Source organism: Pseudophaeobacter sp. TrK17, from assembly GCF_042192375.1.
Classification (GTDB): Bacteria; Pseudomonadota; Alphaproteobacteria; order Rhodobacterales; family Rhodobacteraceae; genus Pseudophaeobacter.
This window is the reverse complement of record NZ_CP071700.1, coordinates 3,886,000-3,907,161: the sequence shown is the minus strand read 5'-3', so window position 1 is coordinate 3,907,161 and position 21,162 is coordinate 3,886,000. Positions and strand designations below refer to the sequence as shown.

General features: G+C 63.7%; 11 protein-coding genes. 5 read left to right on the top strand and 6 right to left on the bottom strand.

The features are described 5' to 3' along the window. Positions 1-295 precede the first annotated feature (295 nt). Positions 296-5,644, top strand: a complete 5,349-nt coding sequence (locus JZI28_RS18580) for an alpha-2-macroglobulin family protein (protein WP_375700124.1) — start codon at positions 296-298, stop codon at positions 5,642-5,644. Positions 5,645-5,733: 89 nt separating this feature from the next. Beyond that, positions 5,734-7,782 (top strand): penicillin-binding protein 1C, encoded by a 2,049-nt coding sequence (gene pbpC / locus JZI28_RS18575; RefSeq protein ID WP_375700123.1) that lies wholly within the window; start codon positions 5,734-5,736, stop codon positions 7,780-7,782. 70 nt (positions 7,783-7,852) lie between these two features. Here the strand turns inward: pbpC and JZI28_RS18570 are convergent, their stop codons facing one another. From JZI28_RS18570 to JZI28_RS18555, 4 genes are read right to left on the bottom strand one after another with little or no spacing between them, the layout of a single operon-like run. Continuing rightward, positions 7,853-9,910: a hypothetical protein gene (locus JZI28_RS18570; protein WP_375698552.1), complete on the bottom strand. Its 2,058-nt coding sequence runs from the start codon at positions 9,908-9,910 to the stop codon at positions 7,853-7,855. A gap of 11 nt (positions 9,911-9,921) precedes the next feature. Next, complete coding sequence (locus tag JZI28_RS18565) at positions 9,922-12,768, bottom strand: DUF4159 domain-containing protein (RefSeq protein ID WP_375698551.1); 2,847 nt, start codon at positions 12,766-12,768, stop codon at positions 9,922-9,924. Continuing rightward, positions 12,765-13,688, bottom strand: a complete 924-nt coding sequence (locus JZI28_RS18560) for a DUF58 domain-containing protein (RefSeq protein ID WP_375698550.1) — start codon at positions 13,686-13,688, stop codon at positions 12,765-12,767. Before JZI28_RS18560 ends, JZI28_RS18565 begins: the two co-directional genes overlap by 4 nt. Next, complete coding sequence (locus tag JZI28_RS18555; RefSeq protein WP_348152386.1) at positions 13,685-14,692, bottom strand: MoxR family ATPase; 1,008 nt, start codon at positions 14,690-14,692, stop codon at positions 13,685-13,687. Before JZI28_RS18555 ends, JZI28_RS18560 begins: the two co-directional genes overlap by 4 nt. A 64-nt stretch (positions 14,693-14,756) precedes the next feature. On the opposite strand from JZI28_RS18555, the gene JZI28_RS18550 reads away from it, so the two are divergent. Both JZI28_RS18550 and JZI28_RS18545 read left to right on the top strand, forming a co-directional pair. Then, positions 14,757-15,356: a DUF1285 domain-containing protein gene (locus JZI28_RS18550; RefSeq protein ID WP_375698549.1), complete on the top strand. Its 600-nt coding sequence runs from the start codon at positions 14,757-14,759 to the stop codon at positions 15,354-15,356. 117 nt (positions 15,357-15,473) lie between these two features. Continuing rightward, the gene (locus JZI28_RS18545) at positions 15,474-16,244 is read left to right on the top strand and encodes a hydroxypyruvate isomerase family protein (RefSeq protein ID WP_375698548.1); all 771 of its coding nucleotides are present in this window, start codon (positions 15,474-15,476) and stop codon (positions 16,242-16,244) included. A 635-nt stretch (positions 16,245-16,879) separates the two neighbouring features. On the opposite strand, the gene polA is transcribed toward JZI28_RS18545, so the two are convergent. Continuing rightward, positions 16,880-19,702, bottom strand: a complete 2,823-nt coding sequence (polA, locus tag JZI28_RS18540) for a DNA polymerase I (RefSeq protein WP_375698547.1) — start codon at positions 19,700-19,702, stop codon at positions 16,880-16,882. Between the two features lie 240 nt (positions 19,703-19,942). On the opposite strand from polA, the gene JZI28_RS18535 reads away from it, so the two are divergent. Next, complete coding sequence (locus JZI28_RS18535; RefSeq protein ID WP_375698546.1) at positions 19,943-20,485, top strand: hypothetical protein; 543 nt, start codon at positions 19,943-19,945, stop codon at positions 20,483-20,485. Positions 20,486-20,494: 9 nt separating this feature from the next. On the opposite strand, the gene JZI28_RS18530 is transcribed toward JZI28_RS18535, so the two are convergent. Then, a complete protein-coding gene (locus tag JZI28_RS18530) occupies positions 20,495-21,145 on the bottom strand; it encodes a TIGR02117 family protein (RefSeq protein WP_375698545.1) in 651 nt (216 codons plus the stop codon). Positions 21,146-21,162: the final 17 nt, after the last annotated feature.

The following is a 21,162-nucleotide window of genomic DNA, read 5'->3' as shown; positions in this document are numbered from 1 at the left end:
AACAGTCTTACGCGTGAACTTCTTGCTATGATGTTAAGCTCGTGCCAGCCTGTGCTTGATTTAGGAGGGCGCTATGCCAGTTTGTTTTATTCAACGGTTCACCTTTTTTCTCCACGCATTTTGCCAGCGTGTTTTCGGCTGGACAGGGCGGCCTGTATACACCGACCCGCAACAGCGGCAGCGAGCGGCCGCCATCGCGCATCTTGCCCTTGTGCTGATCACTGGGATTTCAACGGGTTTTGCAACTGCGGCGCAGGCAGATTCCGTTATCCCGCCGCAGCGCTATCAGGGCTTTATGGATACCGATTATTACGGATCGGATCTGCAGGCGCTGTTTGATACGGATCTGGCATCGTGTCAGGCGGCCTGTAGCGCCCAGGACAGCTGCGCTGGGTTCTCCTACAATAGCCGTTCAAACGCCTGTTTTCCAAAGCAGAACATGCAGTCGGCGTCGCAATTCGTCGGGGCGATTTCGGCCCTGAAACAGGATCAGCCTGCTGCTCTTTTGGCCCAGGGCGCCGCACGGGCCAAGCGCTTGACCAGCCTGCGTGACGCGGATTTCAAAAATGCCTACCAGATTGCCGCAGAGATGGGGCGCCAGTTCCCGTCCGAGGGTGCGGCATTGGAAGACATGGTCGCGGCGGCGCGGATTCAGGCGCGGGGCGGCAATACCAAAGGCGCACTGCGGTGGTTGGCGCAGGCGGTTGCGCTGAGCGATGAAGCCGGGCTTTGGGCGGAATATTCCGCTGTGCTGCTGCGCCATAGCGATAATCAAAGCGGCTCCTCTGCCAAGCGGGAGGCGCGGAAACAGGCGCTGGCGGCTGGTCTCAACGCCTATCTGCGTGCCTCCTCCGGTGAGGTTCAGGTCAACGGTTTGGTTGCCGCTGCACGGGCGCTGGAAAAACTGGGACGGGGGCGGGATATGCTGCCGCTGCTGCGGTTGGCCGAAGAGATTGCACCGCGCCGGGATACCGCCCGGCTGCTGGACCGGATGATCGAAAAATACGGCTTTCGCGTCACCGACAGCCGGGTGCAAAGCGACAGCGCCACACCACGTCTCTGCGTTGAGTTCTCCGAACCCCTGCTGCTGAGCGGCGTCACCTATGAGGATTACCTGAAACTGTCAGCGCCAGGAATCGTCGCCACTGCCGAGGGTCGGGAGCTTTGTGTCGAGGGGCTGGAACATGGTCGCCGCTACCAGATGACCCTGCGCAGCGGTCTGCCTGCGGGCAATGGCGATGCGCTGATCAAGGATGTGGAGCTCACCCACTACATTGGCGATCGCAGCCCGGCAGTGCGGTTTCCGGGGCGGGCCTATGTTTTGGCCAAGACCGATCAGGCGGCGCTGCCGGTTGAAACCGTAAACCTGACGGAGCTCACCCTGCAACTGCGCCGGGTCAGTGACCGAAACCTGCTGCGCAGCCTTCAGGAGGGCTATTTCGGCCGCCCCCTGTCGCAGTGGCAGGAGGAAGATTTTGCCCGCGACATCGCCGAGGAGGTCTGGAGCGGCACGGCGGTGGTGCAAAGCACCCTGAACCAGGACATGACCACCCGTCTGCCCCTGGCCGAAGCCATTGCCGACCAGCCGGTGGGGATTTACGTGCTCTCGGCCAGCTACAAGGGCGCTGACCCCTATGAAGACCCCAGTGCCAATCAGTGGTTTGTTCTGACTGATCTTGGGCTTAGCACCATGTCGGGCAGCGACGGGTTGCACGTTCAGGTGCAAGGGCTGTCCGATGCCAAGCCGCGCGCCGGGGTCGAGGTGACGCTGATCTCCAATGCCAATGCGGTGCTGGGCACAGCCACAAGCGACGCCACCGGCTATGCCCATTTTGCACCGGGTCTGGCCCGGGGGCGCGGCGGCTCGGCTGCGGCGATGATCCAGGCGCAGGTCATGGGCGCCACAGAAGTTGAGGATTTTGCCTTCCTGTCGTTGAAAGATGCGGCCTTTGATCTGTCAGATCGCGGTGTCGAGGGACGGCCTTCGTCGGGGCCGGTGGATGTGTTTTTGGCCACCGATCGTGGGGCGTACCGCGCCGGGGAGGTGATCCATGTCACCGCTTTGACCCGCGACAGCGCGGCCCAGGCGATCCAGGATCTGCCGCTGACCGCGATCCTCACCCGGCCTGACGGGGTGGAATACAGCCGTCATGTGTCAACCGGGGGGAACATGGGGGGCCATGTGTTTGACCTGCCGGTCGGCAGCACCGCGCCACGGGGCACCTGGCGGCTTGAGGTCAAGAGCGATGTCAAAGCGCCTGCCCTGGCCAGCCGTCAGATCCTGGTCGAAGATTTTATGCCCGAACGTATAGATTTTGACCAAAGCATTGCCAATTCCGGCAATCTGGCACCCGGTGAATTTGCCCAGCTGGATATCTCTGCGCGCTATCTCTTTGGGGCGCCGGGGGCGGATCTTGGCATTGATGGGGATCTGCGCCTGCGCCCGGTCAGCACTCTGACGAAATGGCCCGGCTATCACTTTGGCCGCTATGATGCGCCCAATGACAGCCAAAGGAACTATTTTGGCGGTGACAAGACGGATGCCAGTGGCGCGGCCCGGCTCACCGTTGAGCTGCCGGTGGTCGCGGCCACGGGTCAGCCCTTTGAAGCCTCACTCACCACCCGTCTGACAGACGGATCGGGCCGCCCGGTTGAGCGTCGGATGGATCTGCCGGTCAGCCCTTCGGGGCCGATCCTGGGCATCAAACCACTGTTTGACGAGGTGGTCGCCGAGGGCACCGAAGCCGGGTTTGAACTGGTGGCCCTGTCGCCGGATCAGCAGCCGATGCCCATGCGGGTTAAATGGAGCCTGAACCGGATCGAGACCCGTTATCACTGGTATCAGCTTTATGGCAATTGGAACTGGGAGCGCAGCACCCGCCGTAAAAGCATCGCCACGGGGGAAGCCCTGTTGGGAGAGACACCTGTTCTGCTGTCGACCCCGACGGACTGGGGCCGCTATGAACTGGTGGTTGAGCGGCTAGATGGCGATTACGTCGAGGCCGCTTTGGATTTCTACGCGGGCTGGTATGCCCCCGCCGATGCCTCGGCCACGCCGGACCGGCTGGAGATGTCCCTGGATGCCGACAGCTATCAGCCCGGCGATACCGCCCAGCTGCGGCTGGTGCCACAAAGCGCCGGCACGGCGCTGATTTCGGTCCTGTCGAACCAGGTGATCGAACGCCACGCGGTTGAGGTCGAAGCGGGCGAAGTGCTGGTGCCACTGACCGTCACTCAGGAGTGGGGCAGCGGTGCCTATGTCACTGCAATGATGCTACAGCCCCTGACCGGCAAGACCAGCCGCACCCCAACCCGGGCGCTGGGGCTGGCCCATGCAACCATCACCCAGCCGGGACAAGAGCTCGAGGTCGCCATCGAGGTGCCCGAGGTGGCTCGCCCCCGCAGTACCGAGACGGCGCAGATCAAAGTCACTGGCGCCAAACCGGGGGAACAGGTCTGGCTGACGGGGGCGGCGGTGGATCTTGGCATTCTCAACCTCACCGGCTTCAAAAGCCCGGATCCCAGCGCCCATTATCACGGTCAACGTCGTCTGGGGATGGAGCTGCGCGACATCTACGGGCGGTTGATTGATCCGGGCAATGGCGTCTTGGGGCAGCTGCGCTCGGGTGGCGATGCCGATCGGGGCATGCAGATGCAATCGCCGCCCCCGACGCAGGATCTGGTGGCCTTCTTCTCTGGCGCGGTGCAGGTCGATGCCAGCGGTATGGTTGCGTTTCCGATGGATCTGCCTGCCTTTAACGGCACTGTGCGGCTGATGGCCATGGCCTGGTCCGGGGCCGCAGTTGGCCAGGCCGAGGCCGATATGCTGGTGCGCGACCCGGTGGTGGTTACGGCCTCCTTGCCGCGCTTCCTGGCCCCTGGGGATCAAAGCCGGATCAATATTGAACTGGTGCACGCCGATGGCCCCGCCGGAGAAATGACCCTGCTGGCGCAGTCCTTAGGCGCCGGGATCACCCTGGGCAATCTGCCGGGATCAATCACCCTGGGCGACCAGGGCAAGGCGGTGCTGGAGCTGCCGGTCACGGCAACGGCTGTGGGCGACCCCGAGGTGGTCCTGTCGCTGATTACCCCGGATGGCAAACACCTGAGCCAGGTCTTGCGCCTGCCGGTGCGGGCCAATGATCCGGTGCTGGCCACTACCCGCCGGTTCACCCTCAACAAAGGCAGCAATTTTGAGCTGACCGAGGATGTCTTTGCCGGGCTCAGACCGGGCACTGCACGGGCGGTTCTGTCGGCGGGACCACTGGCAAAATTTGACGTGCCTGGACTGCTCGCAAGCCTCGATCAGTATCCCTATGGCTGCACCGAGCAGGTGACCTCCACGGCGCTGCCGCTGCTCTATCTGTCTTCGGTGGCGCAGTCGCTGGGGTTGGGCCGCGGGCCGCAGGTCAAGGAGCGGATCCAATCGGCGATCCAGCGGGTGTTGACGCGTCAGGCCAGCAATGGCGCCTTTGGTCTGTGGCGGGCCGAAAGCGGTGATTTCTGGCTGGATGCCTATGCCTCCGACTTCCTGTCGCGGGCGCGTCGGCAGGGCCACGAAGTGCCAGAGGCCGCCTTTGTGCGGGCGATGGATAATCTGCGCAACCGGCTGAACTACGCCTCTGATTTTGAGGAGGGCGGCGAAGACGTGGCCTATGCGCTGCTGGTTCTGGCCCGCGAAGGCGCTGCCTCCATGGGTGATCTGCGCTACTATGCCGATGTAAAGGCACGGGCCTTTGCCACGCCTTTGGCGGCGGCGCAGCTGGGCGGCGCTCTGGCGGCCTATGGCGATCAGCGCCGCGCCGACCGGATGTTTGCCCGCGCAGGCGAGCTGTTGCAGCGGGCCGAGCAGGAAGGTCCGGTCTGGCGGGCGGACTATGGCACCCAACGTCGCGATGCGGCGGCGGTTCTGGCTTTGATCACGGAGGCGGGGTCGGATGTGATCAGCGCCGAGACGCTGAGTACCCGGGTCAGCACAAACACCACCCGGATGTCGACGCAGGAATCCGCCTGGACGCTTTTGGCGGCCCATGCGCTGATCAAAAACCCCGAGAGCTCGGGGATGTTGATCAATGGCCAACCGTCAGACGGGCCCTTTGTGCAGATAGATGGCGGCCAGAGCCTGCCTGATATGTCGATCACCAGTGCCAGTGGCGCGGTAACGGATCTTACCCTGACCACGCTGGGGGTGCCTGAGGTGCCACCAGCCGCTGGCGGTTATGGCTATACGATCACCCGTAGCTACTACAGCCTAGAGGGGCAGGAGCTGGATGGCACGGCCTTTGATATCGGGGATCGTTTTGTCACCGTACTGCGGGTCACGCCCCATGAAACCGTGGGGGCGCGGCTGATGATCAGCGATCCGCTGGCCGCCGGGATCGAGATCGACAACCCCAATCTGTTGCGCTCGGGGGATCTGCGTGATTTAGCCTGGCTGAAACCAACCTCAGCAGAACATGCCGAGTTCCGCAGTGACCGGTTCTTGGCGGCGATTGATCTGTCAGGGCGCAAAACCGCAACGCTGGCCTATATCAGCCGCGCAGTGACGCCGGGCACCTTCCATCGTCCGGCCGCCCAGGTTGAGGACATGTATCGCCCGGCCTACCGCGCCCATACTGCTGCGGACTCGGTTGTGATCCGGTGATCCGCCGTCTGAAGGTAAAGGCGCGCTTGGCTGCGCCTTTTGCCAGGCTGTTAGCTGGGCGCAGGCGCAGGGGCGGATCTGGCTGGGGGCTGTGGCAGCGCGGTTTTGCCTTGGCCCTGACCCTGGCGGTTGCCGGGGCGGGGCTGCAGCGCTTTGACCAATGGATCGCGCAGACGGTTCTGCCGGTGACGCTGGCAGAAACCTCTACCGAGGTTCTGGACCGCAACGGGGCATTGTTGCGGGTCTATCCGGTTGGCGATGGCATCTGGCGCATGGCACCGCAACTGGCGCAGGTGGATCCGGATTTCATCGCCATGCTGATCGCCTATGAGGACAAGCGGTTTCACACTCATATCGGGGTGGATCCCCTGGCCATGCTGCGGGCGGTGGGGCAGGCGCTGTGGCATGGGCGGACCATTTCGGGGGGGTCAACCCTGACCATGCAATTGGCGCGGCTGCTGGAGGATGGCACCACCGGAGCCTGGGCCGGCAAGCTACGTCAGATCCGTCTGGCGCTGGCGCTGGAGCGCCGCCTTTCCAAGCAGCAGATCCTGGGGCTCTACCTCACCCATGCGCCCTATGGTGGCAATCTCGAAGGCATCCGCGCGGCGAGCTATGCCTGGTTTGGCAAGGCCCCCAACCGGCTGACACCCTCGCAGGCAGCGCTGCTGATCGCCCTGCCGCAATCGCCTGAGCGCCGCCGCCCGGATCGTGCCGCTGGGGCCGCCGCGGCAGCGCGGGATCGGGTCTTGGCGCGGCTGGCGCAGGCGGGTCTGCTGACCGGGGCGCAGGTTGCGGTGGCGCAACAGGCGCCCCTGCCGCGCCGGATGCAGGGCTTTCCCCGGCTGGCGCCGCATCTGTCGGATCGGTTGCTGGCAGCGCGTCCGGGGGTCTCGCGTCTGGCGGTGACCCTGGATGCGCAGGTGCAGGCCAAAATGGCGACGCTGGTGGCAGAGGCCGCCCGCAAGGCAGGTCCCCGGGTTTCTGCGGCGTTGTTGGCGGTAGATCACCGCAGCGGCGAGATCCTGGCCTCGGTTGGCTCGCCCTCTTACGAGGACAGTGCGCGGCAGGGGTTTGTCGATATGACCCAGGCGCTGCGTTCGCCGGGGTCGACCCTGAAGCCGCTGGTCTATGGACTGGGGTTTGACTCCGGCTTGGTCCACCCCGAGAGCCTGATCCATGACGGCCCGGTGGATTTTGATGGCTATGCGCCGCAGAATTTTGACGGGCAGTTTCGCGGCGACCTGCGGGTGCGTGAGGCGCTGCAACTGTCATTGAACATCCCGGTGGTCCGGCTAACGCGAGAGATCGGCCCGGCGCAGCTGTTGGCGGTGATGCGGCGTGGCGGCGCCACGCCCAAGCTGCCAGGTGGCAAGCCCGGATTGGCCATCAGCCTGGGCGGTATTGGCACCTCGCTACAGGATCTGGTGCAGCTCTATGCCGGTATTGCCGCCGGTGGTCAGGGGCCGCAGCTGCGCGCGCTGCAGAGCGCCGGAGCCAAAGACCTGCCCCGGATGATGTCCGAGGTCGCCGCCTGGCAGCTGGGGGATATCCTGCGTGGGCTGGCGCCGCCGCCCGGTGCCCGGGCCGGGGTGCTGGCCTATAAAACCGGAACCTCCTATGGCCACCGCGACGCCTGGGCGATTGGCTGGGATGGGCAGCATGTGATTGGCGTCTGGCTGGGGCGGGCCGATGGAACCCCGGTGCCGGGGGCCTTTGGTGGCGATCTGGCTGCGCCGGTGCTGTTTGAAGCCTTTGGCCGTCTAAAGCCCGAAACTGCGCCACCGCCGCCACCACCTGCCGCCACCTTGATCCTGGGGGCGGCAGAGCTGCCGCTGCCGCTGCGCCGGTTCCGGCCGCGGGATGCGGTTTTTGCCCAAAGCGCTGCCGCACCGCAGGTGCTGTTTCCCCCGGATGGGGCGGCCCTGGCGCTGGAGGGCGCACCGCTGCTGGTGAAGCTGCGCGGCGGCACCGCGCCCTTTGCCCTGTTGGCGGATGGTCGGGTTCTGGCCAAGGGCCAGCGCCGCCGTGAGTTTGAAGTGCCAAATCCGGGACCGGGCTTTGCCAATCTGGTGGTGCTGGATAGCGCCGGTCATAGCGTCAGTGTTGGCGTCGAAATCGACAGGTTGCTTCACTAGAGGCAGGAGCCCCATCCTTGCCCCTTGCCTTTGCTCTCTTGCAGCTTGCTGGGACAGGCCGCGCGGTCTGCTAGCGGCGTCCCTCGCGCAGCCAGCCGGCAATGATCAAACCCGCTGCCAGCAATAGGCCCAGCCAGGCTGGCAGCAGCTTGGTCTGTGATACCGATCGGGTCTCATAGGCGGCGCGTGGCGTCAGCCCGATCCAGCCGCGCCCCGAGGCGGGACGACCAGCGCTGACCTCGCGCAGGCGCGGCAGCCCGTCTTCCAGGGCCATGGCGCCCCCACGCAGCGGCGCCAGCACCGGGGCCAAAAGATCCGCTGTGGCAATGGTCTGTTGGAATTCGCGCGGCGCGGCGGGGCCGAGGCCAACAACCGTGTCGACCGCGCCTTCGCTCAGCCGGTAGAGCCCGGGTTCAGCCCCGGTATAGCTGACCTCCCACAGGCCCGGCGCGCGTTGCTGCATCTGCAGGCTGGTTTCGCTGCCATCCGGCGCCGTCACGGTGAGCGCGCCTGCGGTGCCGCTCATCCGGCGGCGAAACACCTGCATGGTCTGTCCGGTGACCTCAGCCCAGAGCATTTCCTCTTCCAGCTCGGGCTCTTTCATCATCCAATGGGCCAGCCGGCGCAGCAGTTCCAGCTGTGGTCCGCCGCCCTGATAGCCCCGGCTCCACAGCCAGGCATGGTCCGAGGCCAGCAGGGCCACCCGCCCGGCGGCGACCCGGTTCAGCACCAGCAGTGGTCGGGTCTCGACACCTTGCATCAGCACATGGCCCTGGGGCGCGGCAACTTCGATCTGGCGCAGCCAGCTGCCCCAGTGTGGCTCGCCCTCTTTCCCCGGCGGTTCCAGCCCGGCGGTGACGGGATGGCGATGGCCCAGCTCGGTGACTTTGGGGCGATAGGCCTGCTCCAGCACCCGTGCGGTTGGGGCGGCGGGCAGCACCCGCGCCAGCGGCGAGCGATAGATCGAATCGGCACTGGCAAAGTCCGGCCCGGCTGCGATCAGAACCGCGCCGCCCTGTTCCACATAGTTGGCCACATTGTCGAGATAGATCGCCGGCAGGATGCCGCGCCGCTTGTAGCGGTCAAAGATGATCAGATCAAAGTCGTCAATCTTTTCCAGAAACAGCTCGCGGGTGGGAAAGGCGATCAGCGACAGCTCATCCACCGGCACCCCGTCCTGTTTTTCCGGTGGCCGCAGGATGGTGAAATGCACCAGATCAACCGAGCTGTCGGATTTCAACAGATTGCGCCAGGTGCGCCCGCCGGCATGGGGCTCGCCCGAGACCAAGAGCACCCGCAGTCGGTCCCGCACGCCGTTGATCTGCACCAGGGCGGCATTGTTGCGATCGGTGAGCTCGCCTGGGATTTCCGGGGTGGCAAAGCGGATCACGTTGCGACCGCCATGGGGCAGGGTCAGGGGCAGGTCAAAATCCACCCCAAGCGGCAGGTTAAAGCGTTGGGGCGGGCCGCCATCAATGGAGATCTCAAGCGGGGCCTGACGTTGATCCGGGGGCGGGGTGCCCTGATCTTCGATCCGCAGGGTCAGGGTGATGGGTTCGCCGATGATGGCAAAGGCCGGGGCATTGCGCAGGATCAGGCGCCGGTCCCAGTCCCCCTCTCGGCCGGTCATCAACAGATGCATCGGTGCGGGCAGATCTATGGGCTGTTCGGTGTCATGCACCTGGCCATCTGACAGGGCAATGATGCCGGCCACGCGCCCCTGGGGTTCATCCGCCAGCGCCTGAGACAGTGTCTGCATTAGCGTGGTGCCACCGTCTCCGGGGCTGTCTTCGACGGTGATCCAGCGGGTTTCGGTATTGGGGCGGGCGTTGAGTTGCCGTTCCAATCCGGCGCGGGCCTCTGCCATCTGCGCCTGCCGATCCGACAGCTGCTGGCTGGCGCTGTTGTCCACCGCCACCAGCACAATATCGCTGAGTGGCGCGCGGTCTTCGCTCTGGCTGAGCGGGCCAGTCAGGGCCCCCAGCAGGCAGAGCGCTGCCAGCCCACGTAGCCCCCAGCCGGGTAAGCGCCGCCAAATGGCGAGCACGATACTGGCCAGCACCAGTGCCACCAAACCGGCAAGAACAGGCCAGGGCAGCAGCGGGTCAAAGAGTATGGTCTGTGTCATCAAATCCGTCCCTATTGTCCCAGCCGTTCCAGCAGGGCCGGTACATGCACCTGATCGGATTTGTAATTCCCGGTGAGCACATGCATCACCAGATTGACACCAAAGCGATAGGCGAGTTCCCGTTGACGCTCGCCGGCATAGCCGCGGCCCACGGGCAGCATCGGCCTGCCATTGGTATCCACCGCCCAGGCCGCAGCCCAGTCATTGCCGCCAATCACCACCGGCGTTACCCCGTCGTTCAGATCGCGAAAGGGAATGCCCTCAACCTGTTGGGCATCTGCCGGCGCGGCCTCAACCCAGAGCGCGCCGCGCGGGTGGCGGCCGGGGAAATCCTGCAACAGATAGAATGCGCGGGTCAGCACGTGATCGCTGGGCAGCGGCTCCAGCGGCGGGATATCCAGTGGCAGCGCCAGTTGCTGCAACCGTTGCGCTGCCGGGCTGGCGCTGCCACTTGCCGGGCGCCCGGCGTCGCGGGTGTCAAACAGGATCATGCCGCCGGATCCCAGATATCTGTTAAGCTGCGCATAAGCCTCCCCCGAGGGCAGCGGCTGGCTGGCGGTGACGGGCCAGTAGAGCAGCGGATAGAGCGCCAGATCGTCGCGCTCCAGATCAATGCTGACGGGGGGAGATGGCTCGACAGAGGTGCGGAAGAACAGCGTGTCTGACAGGCCGCGCAGCCCCGCCAGAGCAATGCGGTCGGTCTTGGCCTCCCCGGTGAGCACATGGGCCAGGGTGAGCTCTCCGGCGCGGATGGCATGTTCGTCCTGGGTGGTATCGCGGGCTGTATCCTGGCTGGTTTGGGCCTGACTGGTTTGGGCCTGGGTTGTTTGGGCCTGGCTCGCAGTGGGCCAGCCTGCGGCCATGCCCAGCCCTGCCCCCAGGACCAGAGCGATCATGGCAAGGCTTTGGCGCCGCGCCAAAAGGCCACTGATCAGCAGTGTCGCCACCACATCGAGGCTCAGCAAGAGGAGCGCCAGCCCCAGCAACAGCCCGGCCAGCGCCTGCTCCTGGTTGCTGTGGTATCCGGCCTGGGTCACCTCATTGCCCCAGCTGGCGGCGGTCAAGACAGCCCCCTGAGCCAGCGTGTTGCGCGCCAGACTGCGGCTTTCGCTTTGGTACAGGCCGGGGGGCAGCGCGGGTCCGGTTGGCAGGTCAATCAGGTCAGGTCCAGCCACCCCCGACAGGCGAGAGGCGTCGGCGTTGCGGCCAAACCCGTCCAGAATGGTGAGGGGACGCCAGGTGGTGCCTTCCAGACTTTGTGCCTCTGGTGGTTTTGCGGCTGACGACACCGCCAGCCGTTCCAGCATGCGCACAAACAGACCCGACAGCGGCAGGCTGCTCCATTCGGCATTGGCGGTGACGTGAAACAGCACCACCTGCCCCTGTCCCAGCGCCTTGCGGGTTACCAAAGGCGTGCCATCATCGAGGGCAGCAATAACGCGGGCGGCGAGGCTGGGGTCGGGCTGTGCCACCACCTGCGACGAGACCGAGACCTCGGCCGGGATGGTAAGACCAAAGAAGGGCGAGCCTTCGGCAAAGGGCGACAGGGTTTTGGGCTCTCCCCAGCTCATGGCGCCACCGATGCTGCGCCCGCCAATGCGCAGCCGCACCGGCATCAGCAGCTCTTCGCTGTCGCGGGCGGTGTCGCTGGAGGCCAGGCGCGGTCCGGCAAACCGCAACAGCAAACCGCCCGCCTCGACCCACTCGGCCAGCGCATCCTGCAGGTCCGGGGCGATGCGGGCCACATCGGCCAGCACGATCACATCCGGGTTGGCGGGCAGAAGGTCCCCCAGGCTTCCCTCGATCAGCTCGGCTGTGGGTTTCAGCGCTTGGCGCAGGTAGTGCAGCGACGACAACAGCGCCAGGCCTTCGTCCGGGGCACCGGATGAAATCAGCGCCACTTCGCGCCGTCGCAGGCTGTCATCGCTCAGGGCCACCGCCCCGGCAGAGCGCTGGTCTGGCAGCTCAAACCGTTCAATCCTGGCACGCAGTTCTGCGGGTAGGGCCAGTTGCAGGCTGGTGCTGGTGGCCCCGGGTTCAAACTGCGCGGTGACCTGGGCCAGGGTGCGGTGGGTGCCACCGGGATCGCGGCCACGGGCCAGAACCTCAACCGATTGGGCGCCCAGCGTGGGGCCACCGGGGGCGCTGCGCAACAGCGAAATCTCCAGCGCGCCGTCTTTGGCAACAGGTGGCAACAGCCCCAGGATGGGCAGACCAGAGGAGATCACCGTGACGGCGCCATGGCTGGACAGGGCCTCTGTGATGTCCTGTTGACCCGCATAGGCCAATCCATCGCTGAACCAGAGGCTGTCAAAGCGCTGGTCGCTGGCAGCCAGATGGGCTGTGGCGGCGTCGATCTGATCCGCCGAGGGCTGCCAGGGCTGCGGTAGCAGGCCGGGCAGTTGCTGTTGCCAGGTCGCGGCGGCCTGAAACTGCAGCGCCTTGGGGGCGGTAAGCTGCAACAGCGCCACGGGGCGGTTGGCGCGTCCGGCCTCTTCCAGGCGGCTGCTGATCTGTTTGCTGGTTTCCTGCCAGTTGGTCGCCCCGGCCCAGGAGCCATCCAGCACCAGGACCAGCGGACCGGATCCTGCGGTGTCGCGGGTTGGGTTCAGCACCGGACCGGCAAAGCCCAGGATCGCCGCCGCCACCGCCAAAAGCCGCAACAGCAACAGCCACCAGGGGGTGCGGTCGGATTGGCTGTCCTTATCCGACAGGCCCAGCAGCAGCGTCACGGCGGGAAAGATCTGTTTCTTTGGCGCCGGCGGCACCGCCCGCAGCAGGATCCACAGCAGCGGCAGCCCCAGCAGTCCCAGCAACAGCCAGGGCGCGGTAAAGCCAAGCCCAGCAATCATCGTCATAGCTGACCCCGATCCATCGCGTGATAAAGCCACATCAAAGCCGAGAGCGCAGGCCCATCGCTGTGATGCTGGCCGATGCGCCAGCCTGTGGTGCGGCACAGGTGCTCCAGCGCGTCCCGTCGCTCGGCCAGACGGTCCAGATACTGCTGCCGCAGAGAGGCCGCCTTGAGGGTTTCATGGGAGAGCGCGCCGGTGACGCTTTCGAACCGGGTGCGGCCCGCAAAGGGAAAACGTTCCTCGGCCGGATCCAGCACCTGCAGCAAAACGCCATGTACGCCGCGATCTGCGGCTTTCGACAGGGCGTGCTCCAGCGGTTCAAAAGAACCCAGGAAATCTGAAATGAACAGAGCGCGGGCATGGGGGGCCATGGCGCGATGCTCGGGTGGGGCATAGTCCTGCGTATCATCGGCGCTGAGCGCATCACACAGGCGCAGGATTTGCAGGTTGCCACGCCGCGGCGGCAGGCTGCCACCGGTCAGGCCAACCCGTTCACCGCCGCGCAGCATCAGGATCGACAGGGCCAGGCCGATCAGTCGGGCGCGCTCGATCTTGCGGGGCAGGTCAGGGCTTGAGGCAAAGCGCATCGAGGCGCCTTGATCGACCCAGAGATGTACCGTCTGGGCGATCTGCAATTCCCGTTCGCGCACAAATTGCTGGTCCCCACGGGCGGAGCGGCGATGATCAATCATCCGGCGGCTGTCGCCCTGCTGCAGGGGGCGGTATTGCCAGAAATCATCCCCCATACCGGCCCGCCGCCGCCCGTGTTCGCCACCCAGCACCGATCCGGCCAGCTGCTGCGCCTGCACCAAGAGCGGCGGCAGAGCACTGGCAGCACTTTCGGCGCGGCTGCGCAGCTGTGCTGCCTCGGCAGAGGCGCCGACAGAGCGGGTGGTGCTTGGGTGCGCGGCGGGCTGGCTCATGCGGCGATCCCGTTCTGGGCCAGATCCGCAGCGGTCTGCGCGATGAGATCACTGAGACTGTCACCGCGTGCCCTGGCGGCAAAGCTCAGCTGCATACGGTGGCTCAGCACTGGCAGCGCCATATCGAGCACGTCTTCGGCATTAGGGGCCAGGCGGCTGTGCAACAGGGCGCGGGCGCGCACCGCCAGCATCAGGGCCTGCGCCGCACGGGGGCCAGGACCCCAGGCAACGGTCTGCGCCACCCGGTCCGAGACGCCGGGCTCTTCGGGGCGGAAGGCGCGCACCAGATCCAGGATCATCTCCACCACTGATTCGCCCACCGGCATGCGCCGCAGCAGCTCTTGCGCGGCGATCAGCTCGGCGGCGGAAAACACCTGATGGGCGGCGCCTTCCTCGGTGCCGGTGGTGGTCAGCAGGATATCGCGTTCGGTGTCGCGGGTGGGATAGGGCACGTCGATCTGAAACAGAAAACGGTCCAGCTGTGCTTCGGGCAGGGGGTAGGTGCCTTCCTGTTCGATCGGGTTTTGGGTGGCCAGCACGTGAAAGGGCAAGCCCAGAGGCCGGTCAGCGCCGGCAACTGTCACTTGGCGTTCCTGCATCGCCTGCAGCAGCGCTGATTGGGTGCGCGGGCTGGCGCGGTTGATCTCATCCGCCATCAGCAGCTGGCAGAACACCGGACCCGGCAGGAACCGAAAGGCGCGGCTGCCATCGGTGTTGGTCTCCAGCACCTCGGAGCCGAGGATGTCAGCGGGCATCAGGTCCGGGGTGAACTGCACCCGCTTGCCATCCAGCCCCATGACGGTGGACAGGGTTTCAACCAGCCGGGTTTTACCCAGGCCGGGCAGCCCCACCAGCAAGCCATGGCCGCCACAGAGCAGGGTGGCCAGGGTCAGGTCCACGACCCTTTCCTGCCCGATGAAACGGCGGGTGATCGACTCCCGTGCCAGTTGCAGCTTGGCTTCCAGAGCTTCAATCTGGATCAGCAGATCGTCAGGTTCGGACATGACATTCCTTTCACGGCGCATATATGCTCTTACTGTATCGCGGTTGAGGGAAATGGCAAAAGCAATGAGTGGACAAAAATCTGTGACACCATCGGCAGATGGCTTGGCGGCTTCGATCAAGGCAGCAGGCGAAGCCGGGGGCAAGTCTGGGGGCAAGGGCGGATTACCGCCGGTGCATCTGTGGAACCCGCCCTTTTGCGGTGATCTGGACATGCGCATCGCCCGCGACGGCACCTGGTTCTACCTGGGCACGCCCATTGGCCGCTTTGAGCTGGTCAAACTGTTTTCTTCGATCCTGAAGCGTGAAGATGGCAAATATTTTCTGGTGACCCCGGTCGAGAAGGTCGGCATCACCGTTGATGATGCGCCCTTTGTGGCGGTGGATTTTGAGGCAAGCGGTGAGGGCGAAGCCCAAGAACTGCATTTTACCACCCATGTGGGCGATCAGATGCTGGCAGGGCCTGACCATCCGATTCGGGTGGAGCGGGATCCGCAGACCGGTGAGCCTTCGCCCTATGTCTTGGTGCGCAGCGATCTTGAAGCGCTGATTGACCGCAAGAGTTTTTACCGGCTGGTGGAGCTGGGCTGCCACCATGAGGGCTGGTTTGGTCTGTGGTCGGGGGGACGCTTTTTCCCGGTGATCCCGTCAAAGGAATTGCCCTGAGCTACCTGCGGCTGTGAGCGGCGGCGCCGGTTAGAAAAAATGCAGTGTTTTCTCTGCTTGGCTGCAAGGCCGCGATAGGGCTAGACCACTGGCGACGACAGACAGGAGGTCTCTGACATGCCAAGATTTGCGGCAAATATCTCAATGCTCTTTGCTGAGCTGCCCTATCTTGATCGTTTTGCGGCGGCGGCTACTGCCGGGTTCAAAGCGGTAGAGATCCTGTCTCCCTATGAGGTTGCCGCCAAGGAAACCCAGCGGGCCTTGTTGTCCAATGGGCTGGAGCTGTTGCTGATCAACGCGCCACCGCCAAATTACACCGGAGGGGTGCCGGGCTATGCGGCCCATCCCGGCGGCACGGACCGGTTTCAGCGCGATATCCGCCGGGTGCTGCGCTATGGCGAGGTGCTGAATGTGGGCCTTATCCATGTAATGGCGGGCTATGCCAAGGGGGATGAGGCGCGCGATACCTTCATCAACAACCTGCGCTGGGCGGCGGATTTTGCGCCCAAGCAGCGCTTTACCATTGAGCCGCTGAATGCCGGCGATCAGCCAGGGTATTTTCTGGATGATTACAATCTGGCCGCTGAAATACTGGAGGCGGTCAACCGGCCCAATGTCGGGCTACAATATGACGCCTATCACGCCCAGATGATCCACGGCGATGCCACCCAGGTCTGGGAAAGTTTTGGCTCAGCGGCGATGCATGTGCAGATTGGTGCCGCTCCCAGTCGCTGTGAACCGGGAACCGGGCCAGTTGATTTTGCCGCCTTGTTTCAGGCCATAGATGACAGTGGCTATGGGGGCTGGGTCAGTGCAGAGTATACCCCATCAACTTTGCGGACCGAGGACAGTCTGAGCTGGCTGCCTGAATACCAGCGGGCTTTATGACTGCGGGCTGTGGGTACCTCCGCCTGCACATAGGAATTGCGGCACTGAAACCAGCCGGTTCTGCTCCTGTACCTGTTGGATTGCTCCTGCCGGGATTGATGTGCTGCATCTTTGCGTGCGTGGCCTCTGTCAATAACGGTTGGGGCCAGGGGGGTGTGGCCTGGTCGACAGAGGGATGAAACCCTCACTCCAGGAAATGCGGAGGTCATTGCCAGAGCTTCGCTAGGCCTTTGCCAGACTTTTGCTAGACCTTTGCCGGGCCGGTGGTGCTCCTGCCAATTCCGAGACATCCTTTGGATGTCCCTCTATTGTTAGGCATGGCGCCGCGCTGACGCGCGGCGCAGACAGATTTGCTGAGACGCGTTTCAGGGGCAGGACTGCCCTGAAGCGCCAGTGCAAGGGTGGGAGGTTGCGATTCGCCTCAAGGGCAAGCCGCGCGAGGCGCGGCGGCTTTGCCGCCCTTGACCCGAATCGCAACAATAAGGGTCAGACCGATGGCGTGAAGACTTTGCGTGCAGGCCCCCGCGCCGCGCGTCAGCGCGGCGCCACCCCCAACGGGGGAGGATCAATCTTGATTGTTCCGAGACGGGCGGGAGCCCCCCTTTTTTGTTTTCAGGGTTCTATGGCCGCTTGGGTTAATGGGCTTCAGCCCAGTTGCTGCCCTGACCTGCGTCGACGCTGAGTTTCACGTCCAGATGCACGGCTGGGTCTGCGGCATTTTCCATCACTTGGCGGGCCGTTTCAATGGTCTCTTCAACGGCAGCCTGCGGCACTTCGAACAGCAGTTCATCGTGGACCTGCAACAGCATCCGGGCGGGCAGATGGGCGATGGCCTGTGGCATGCGGACCATGGCGCGGCGGATCACATCGGCGGCGGTGCCCTGGATCGGGGCGTTGATGGCGGCGCGTTTGGCAAACCCGGCGCGCGGGCCTTTGGCGGCGATCTCTGGCGTGTGGATCTTGCGGCCAAACAGCGTCTGCACATAGCCGTGCTCTTTGGCAAATTCCACCGTCTGATCCATATAGGCGCGGATACCGGGGAAGCGTTCAAAGTAGCGGTCGATAAAGCCCTGGGCCTCGGCCCGGGGGATTCGCAGATTGCGGGCCAGGCCAAAGCCGGAGATACCGTAGATGACGCCAAAGTTGATCGCCTTGGCCTGGCGGCGAATCTCCGAGGTCATCTCTTCCATCGGTACGTTGAACATTTCCGACGCGGTCATGGCGTGAATATCCTGACCGGCGGCAAAGGCGGCTTTCAGCGCGTCAATCCCGGCCACATGGGCCAGAATGCGCAGCTCGATCTGGCTATAATCGAGCGACAAGAGCACATTGCCCTCTTCTGCGACAAAGGCCTCGCGGATACGGCGGCCTTCCTCGGAGCGCACAGGAATATTCTGCAGGTTCGGATCAGAGGAGGCCATGCGGCCGGTGTTGGCCCCGGTCTGGATATAGGAGGTATGCACCCGGCCAGTATCCGGGTTGATATGGTCCTGCAGCGCGTCCGTATAGGTGGATTTCAGCTTGCTCAGCTGGCGCCAGTCCAGCACCAGAGCGGGCAGCGCATGTTCGGTGGCCAGATCCTCGAGGATATCGGCGCCGGTTGCATAGGCGCCGGTCTTGCCCTTTTTGCCGCCGGGCAGCTCCAGCTTGTCAAACAGGATCTCACCCAGCTGTTTGGGGGAACCGACGTTGAAAGACTGGCCCGCCAGGCTGTGGATCTCATCCTCCAGCCCGGCCATTTTCTGGGCAAAGGCGTTGGACATGCGGCTCAGCGTGTCGCGGTCCACCTTGATGCCGTTGCGCTCCATCTCGGCCAGCACCGGCACCAGCGGTCGTTCCAGGGTTTCATAGACGGTCGTCACCTGCCGCTGGTGCAGTTCCGGTTTGAAATGTTGCCACAGGCGCAGGGTGATATCGGCGTCTTCGGCGGCATAGGGCACTGCATCGGCCATGGGCACCCGGTCAAAGGTTATGGCGGATTTACCGGTGCCCAGCAGCGGTTTGATCGGGATTGGTTTGTGATCGAGATAGCGCTCCGACAGGATATCCATACCGTGGTTATGCTCGCCGGCGTGCAGCGCATAGGACATCAGCATGGTGTCATCAATCGGGGCTACATCAATGCCATAGCGGTGCAGGATCTTGGCGTCATATTTCATGTTCTGACCGATCTTGAGCACCGCAGGGTCCTCCAGCATCGGCTTGAGCATGGCCAGCGCCTGCTCCAGCGGCATCTGCCCCTCGGCAAGGCCCTCACCGCCAAAGAGATCATCGCCGCCCTGTTTATGGGCCAGCGGAATATAACAGGCCTCGCCGGGATCAACGCAGAGCGACACCCCAACCAGATCCACCACCATGGCATCCAGCCCGGTGGTTTCGGTATCCACCGCCACATAGCCGCGCTCATAGATCCGGTCGATCCAGCCCTGCAGCCCAGCCGCGTCGCCAAGGCATTCATATTTTTCAGCGTCAAAAGGCACGGCTGCGGCGACTTCGGTCGCGGCAGTGGCGCCTGCAGCACTGGCTTCGGGGAGGGCGGGGGCGTCAATCCCCATCTGTTCCGCCATGCGTTTGGCCAGGGTGCGGAATTCCATCAGTCCCAGGAATTCCATCAACACCTCGGCATCGGGTTCCAGCACCTCTAGGTCTTCGAGGGAGAAATCCAGCTCCATGGTGCAATCCAGCTGCACCAGCTGTTTGGACATCTCGATCTGCGCGCGGTTATCGATCAGGGTCTGGCGACGCTTGGGCTGTTTGATCTCTTCGGCCCGGTCCAGCAATTCTTCGAGCGAGCCATATTCGTTGATCAAAAGCGCGGCGGTCTTGATGCCGATGCCGGGGGCGCCGGGCACATTGTCGACGCTATCGCCGGCCAGCGCCTGCACATCCACCACCCGGTCGGGGCCGACGCCAAATTTCTCTACCACGCCATCGCTGTCGATGCGCTTGTTTTTCATCGCGTCCAGCATTTCAACGCCGCCGCCCACCAGCTGCATCAGATCCTTGTCTGATGAAATGATGGTGCAGCGCCCGCCAGCATCACGCGCCTGATGGGCAAGGGTGGCGATGATATCGTCGGCCTCAAAGCCTTCGACCTCTTTGCAGGCGATATTGAAGGCGCGGGTGGCATCGCGGGTCAGCGGGAACTGGGGGCGCAGATCCTCGGGCGCGGGCGGGCGGTTGGCCTTGTAGAGATCATACATGTCATTGCGGAAGCTTTTGCCGGAATGATCAAAGATCACCGCCACATGGGTGGGGGCATCCGGGCCGGTGTTGGCCTCGACATAGCGGTGCAGCATGTTGCAAAAGCCGGCCACGGCGCCGATGGGCAGCCCATCTGATTTGCGTGTCAGCGGCGGCAGCGCGTGATAGGCCCGAAAGATAAAGGCAGAGCCATCAATCAAATGCAGGTGGCATCCTTTGCCGAATTTGGCCTGGCCAAGTGTACTTTCGCTCATGGGCTGATGCTCCGGCTGTTGCGCGTTTGTCCCGTTATCGGTGATCGCGCGGCAGAGGGCAATTGCCCATTCCGACAGGATTTGCGGTAGGCGGTGCGATTGGCGCAAAACAGAGCAGCAGCCCGTGGCTGTTGGTCAGGTCACAGAGCCGTTATTGGGTTTCACAGCAGTAGATTTTCCCGATTGATCTCGAATAAAGCTATCAACAATAACGGAATATTCTTTGAAAGGATTTATAAAGTGAAAGCCCTGATTTTGGCCTTGTCTACGCTGTCTTCCCTGGTTTTTAGCACATCGCGCGCCCATGCCGACTATTTTGAGCACGGCAACTGGGCGACGGTCAAAATAGGCCAGGTGTGTTATGTCTACTCGCTGAGATCAGCCAAGGATACTTCTGGCACCTTGATCTTTGGCTTCCTGGAAAAGGGCTACAACGCCAGTTTTGAGTATCGCTATACCCCCTACCCGGGGGAGAGCGGTTCGCCCTGGGATCAGGAGGATTATGTCGTCCTGTCCGTTGATGGCAGCGAGTCCTGGCTTGGTGATGAAATGACCACCGGTTTGGATTCCCATGGCGATTTTGCCAGTCTGACGGCAGGGTTTGTGCCCGAGATGATCGCGATGATCCGGGCGGCGACCAGCAACGTCGAAGTGGCCTTTGATCGCGAAAAACTGGGGGAACGTTGGGTCTATGGGCTGTTTTCCGCAACGGGGTTTTCCGCCACCGTTGTCAAGGCTGGTGAATGGTGCCAGTTCGATCCTGCCAATTTGCCCGCGTCGTGACTTCCAGGCTCAGTCTGGTCCGGCAAACAGCCAATGGGACAGGCTGACGGAATAGGGCAAGGGGGTCCATAGACCAAAACGGCGGCCCGAGGCCCGGATCATGCGTGAGACCCAGGTATTGCAGGTGCGCAAGAGGTGAAACCGCCCCTTGGCGGCATAAAAGCGATCCCTCGGGGTGAACCCGGGGAGATTGAGGCTCTGCACCGGGCCGGTCTCGGGCCGGTCGAAACTATCGGCAATGGCGGCTAGGAAGGCTGCATATTCCGCCTCGTCAAAGTTGAAGCTGCGCAGGTCAGGCAAAGTGTTCAGCGGCCCCAGCACCTCTGCGCGCAGCACAGAGCGGTCGCCAAGCGCGGCGTTCAGCAGGGTTGCCGGGGTCAGCTCCAGGTAGTCGGTCGTGGTGTAAAAGCCACGGGCGCCCCAGCCAATCACCAGCCAGTGTGCATTTGGATGGTCCACGGGCAATCCGCTGGCCTCCAGAAACTGAAACTGCGCCCGTGTGGCGGCATCCAGCGGCAGCAGAAAATCATAGTGAATTGGCCCGGCAACCAGTCGCACCTGATGGCTGGGTGGCGTTTCTGCTGTCTTGGCTGGTCCAGAGGGAATTGCGGCGCCGACAACGGCTGCGAAGCAATAGGCGCAGACCAACCCAATTGGCAAAAGCAGGGCTCTTGCCA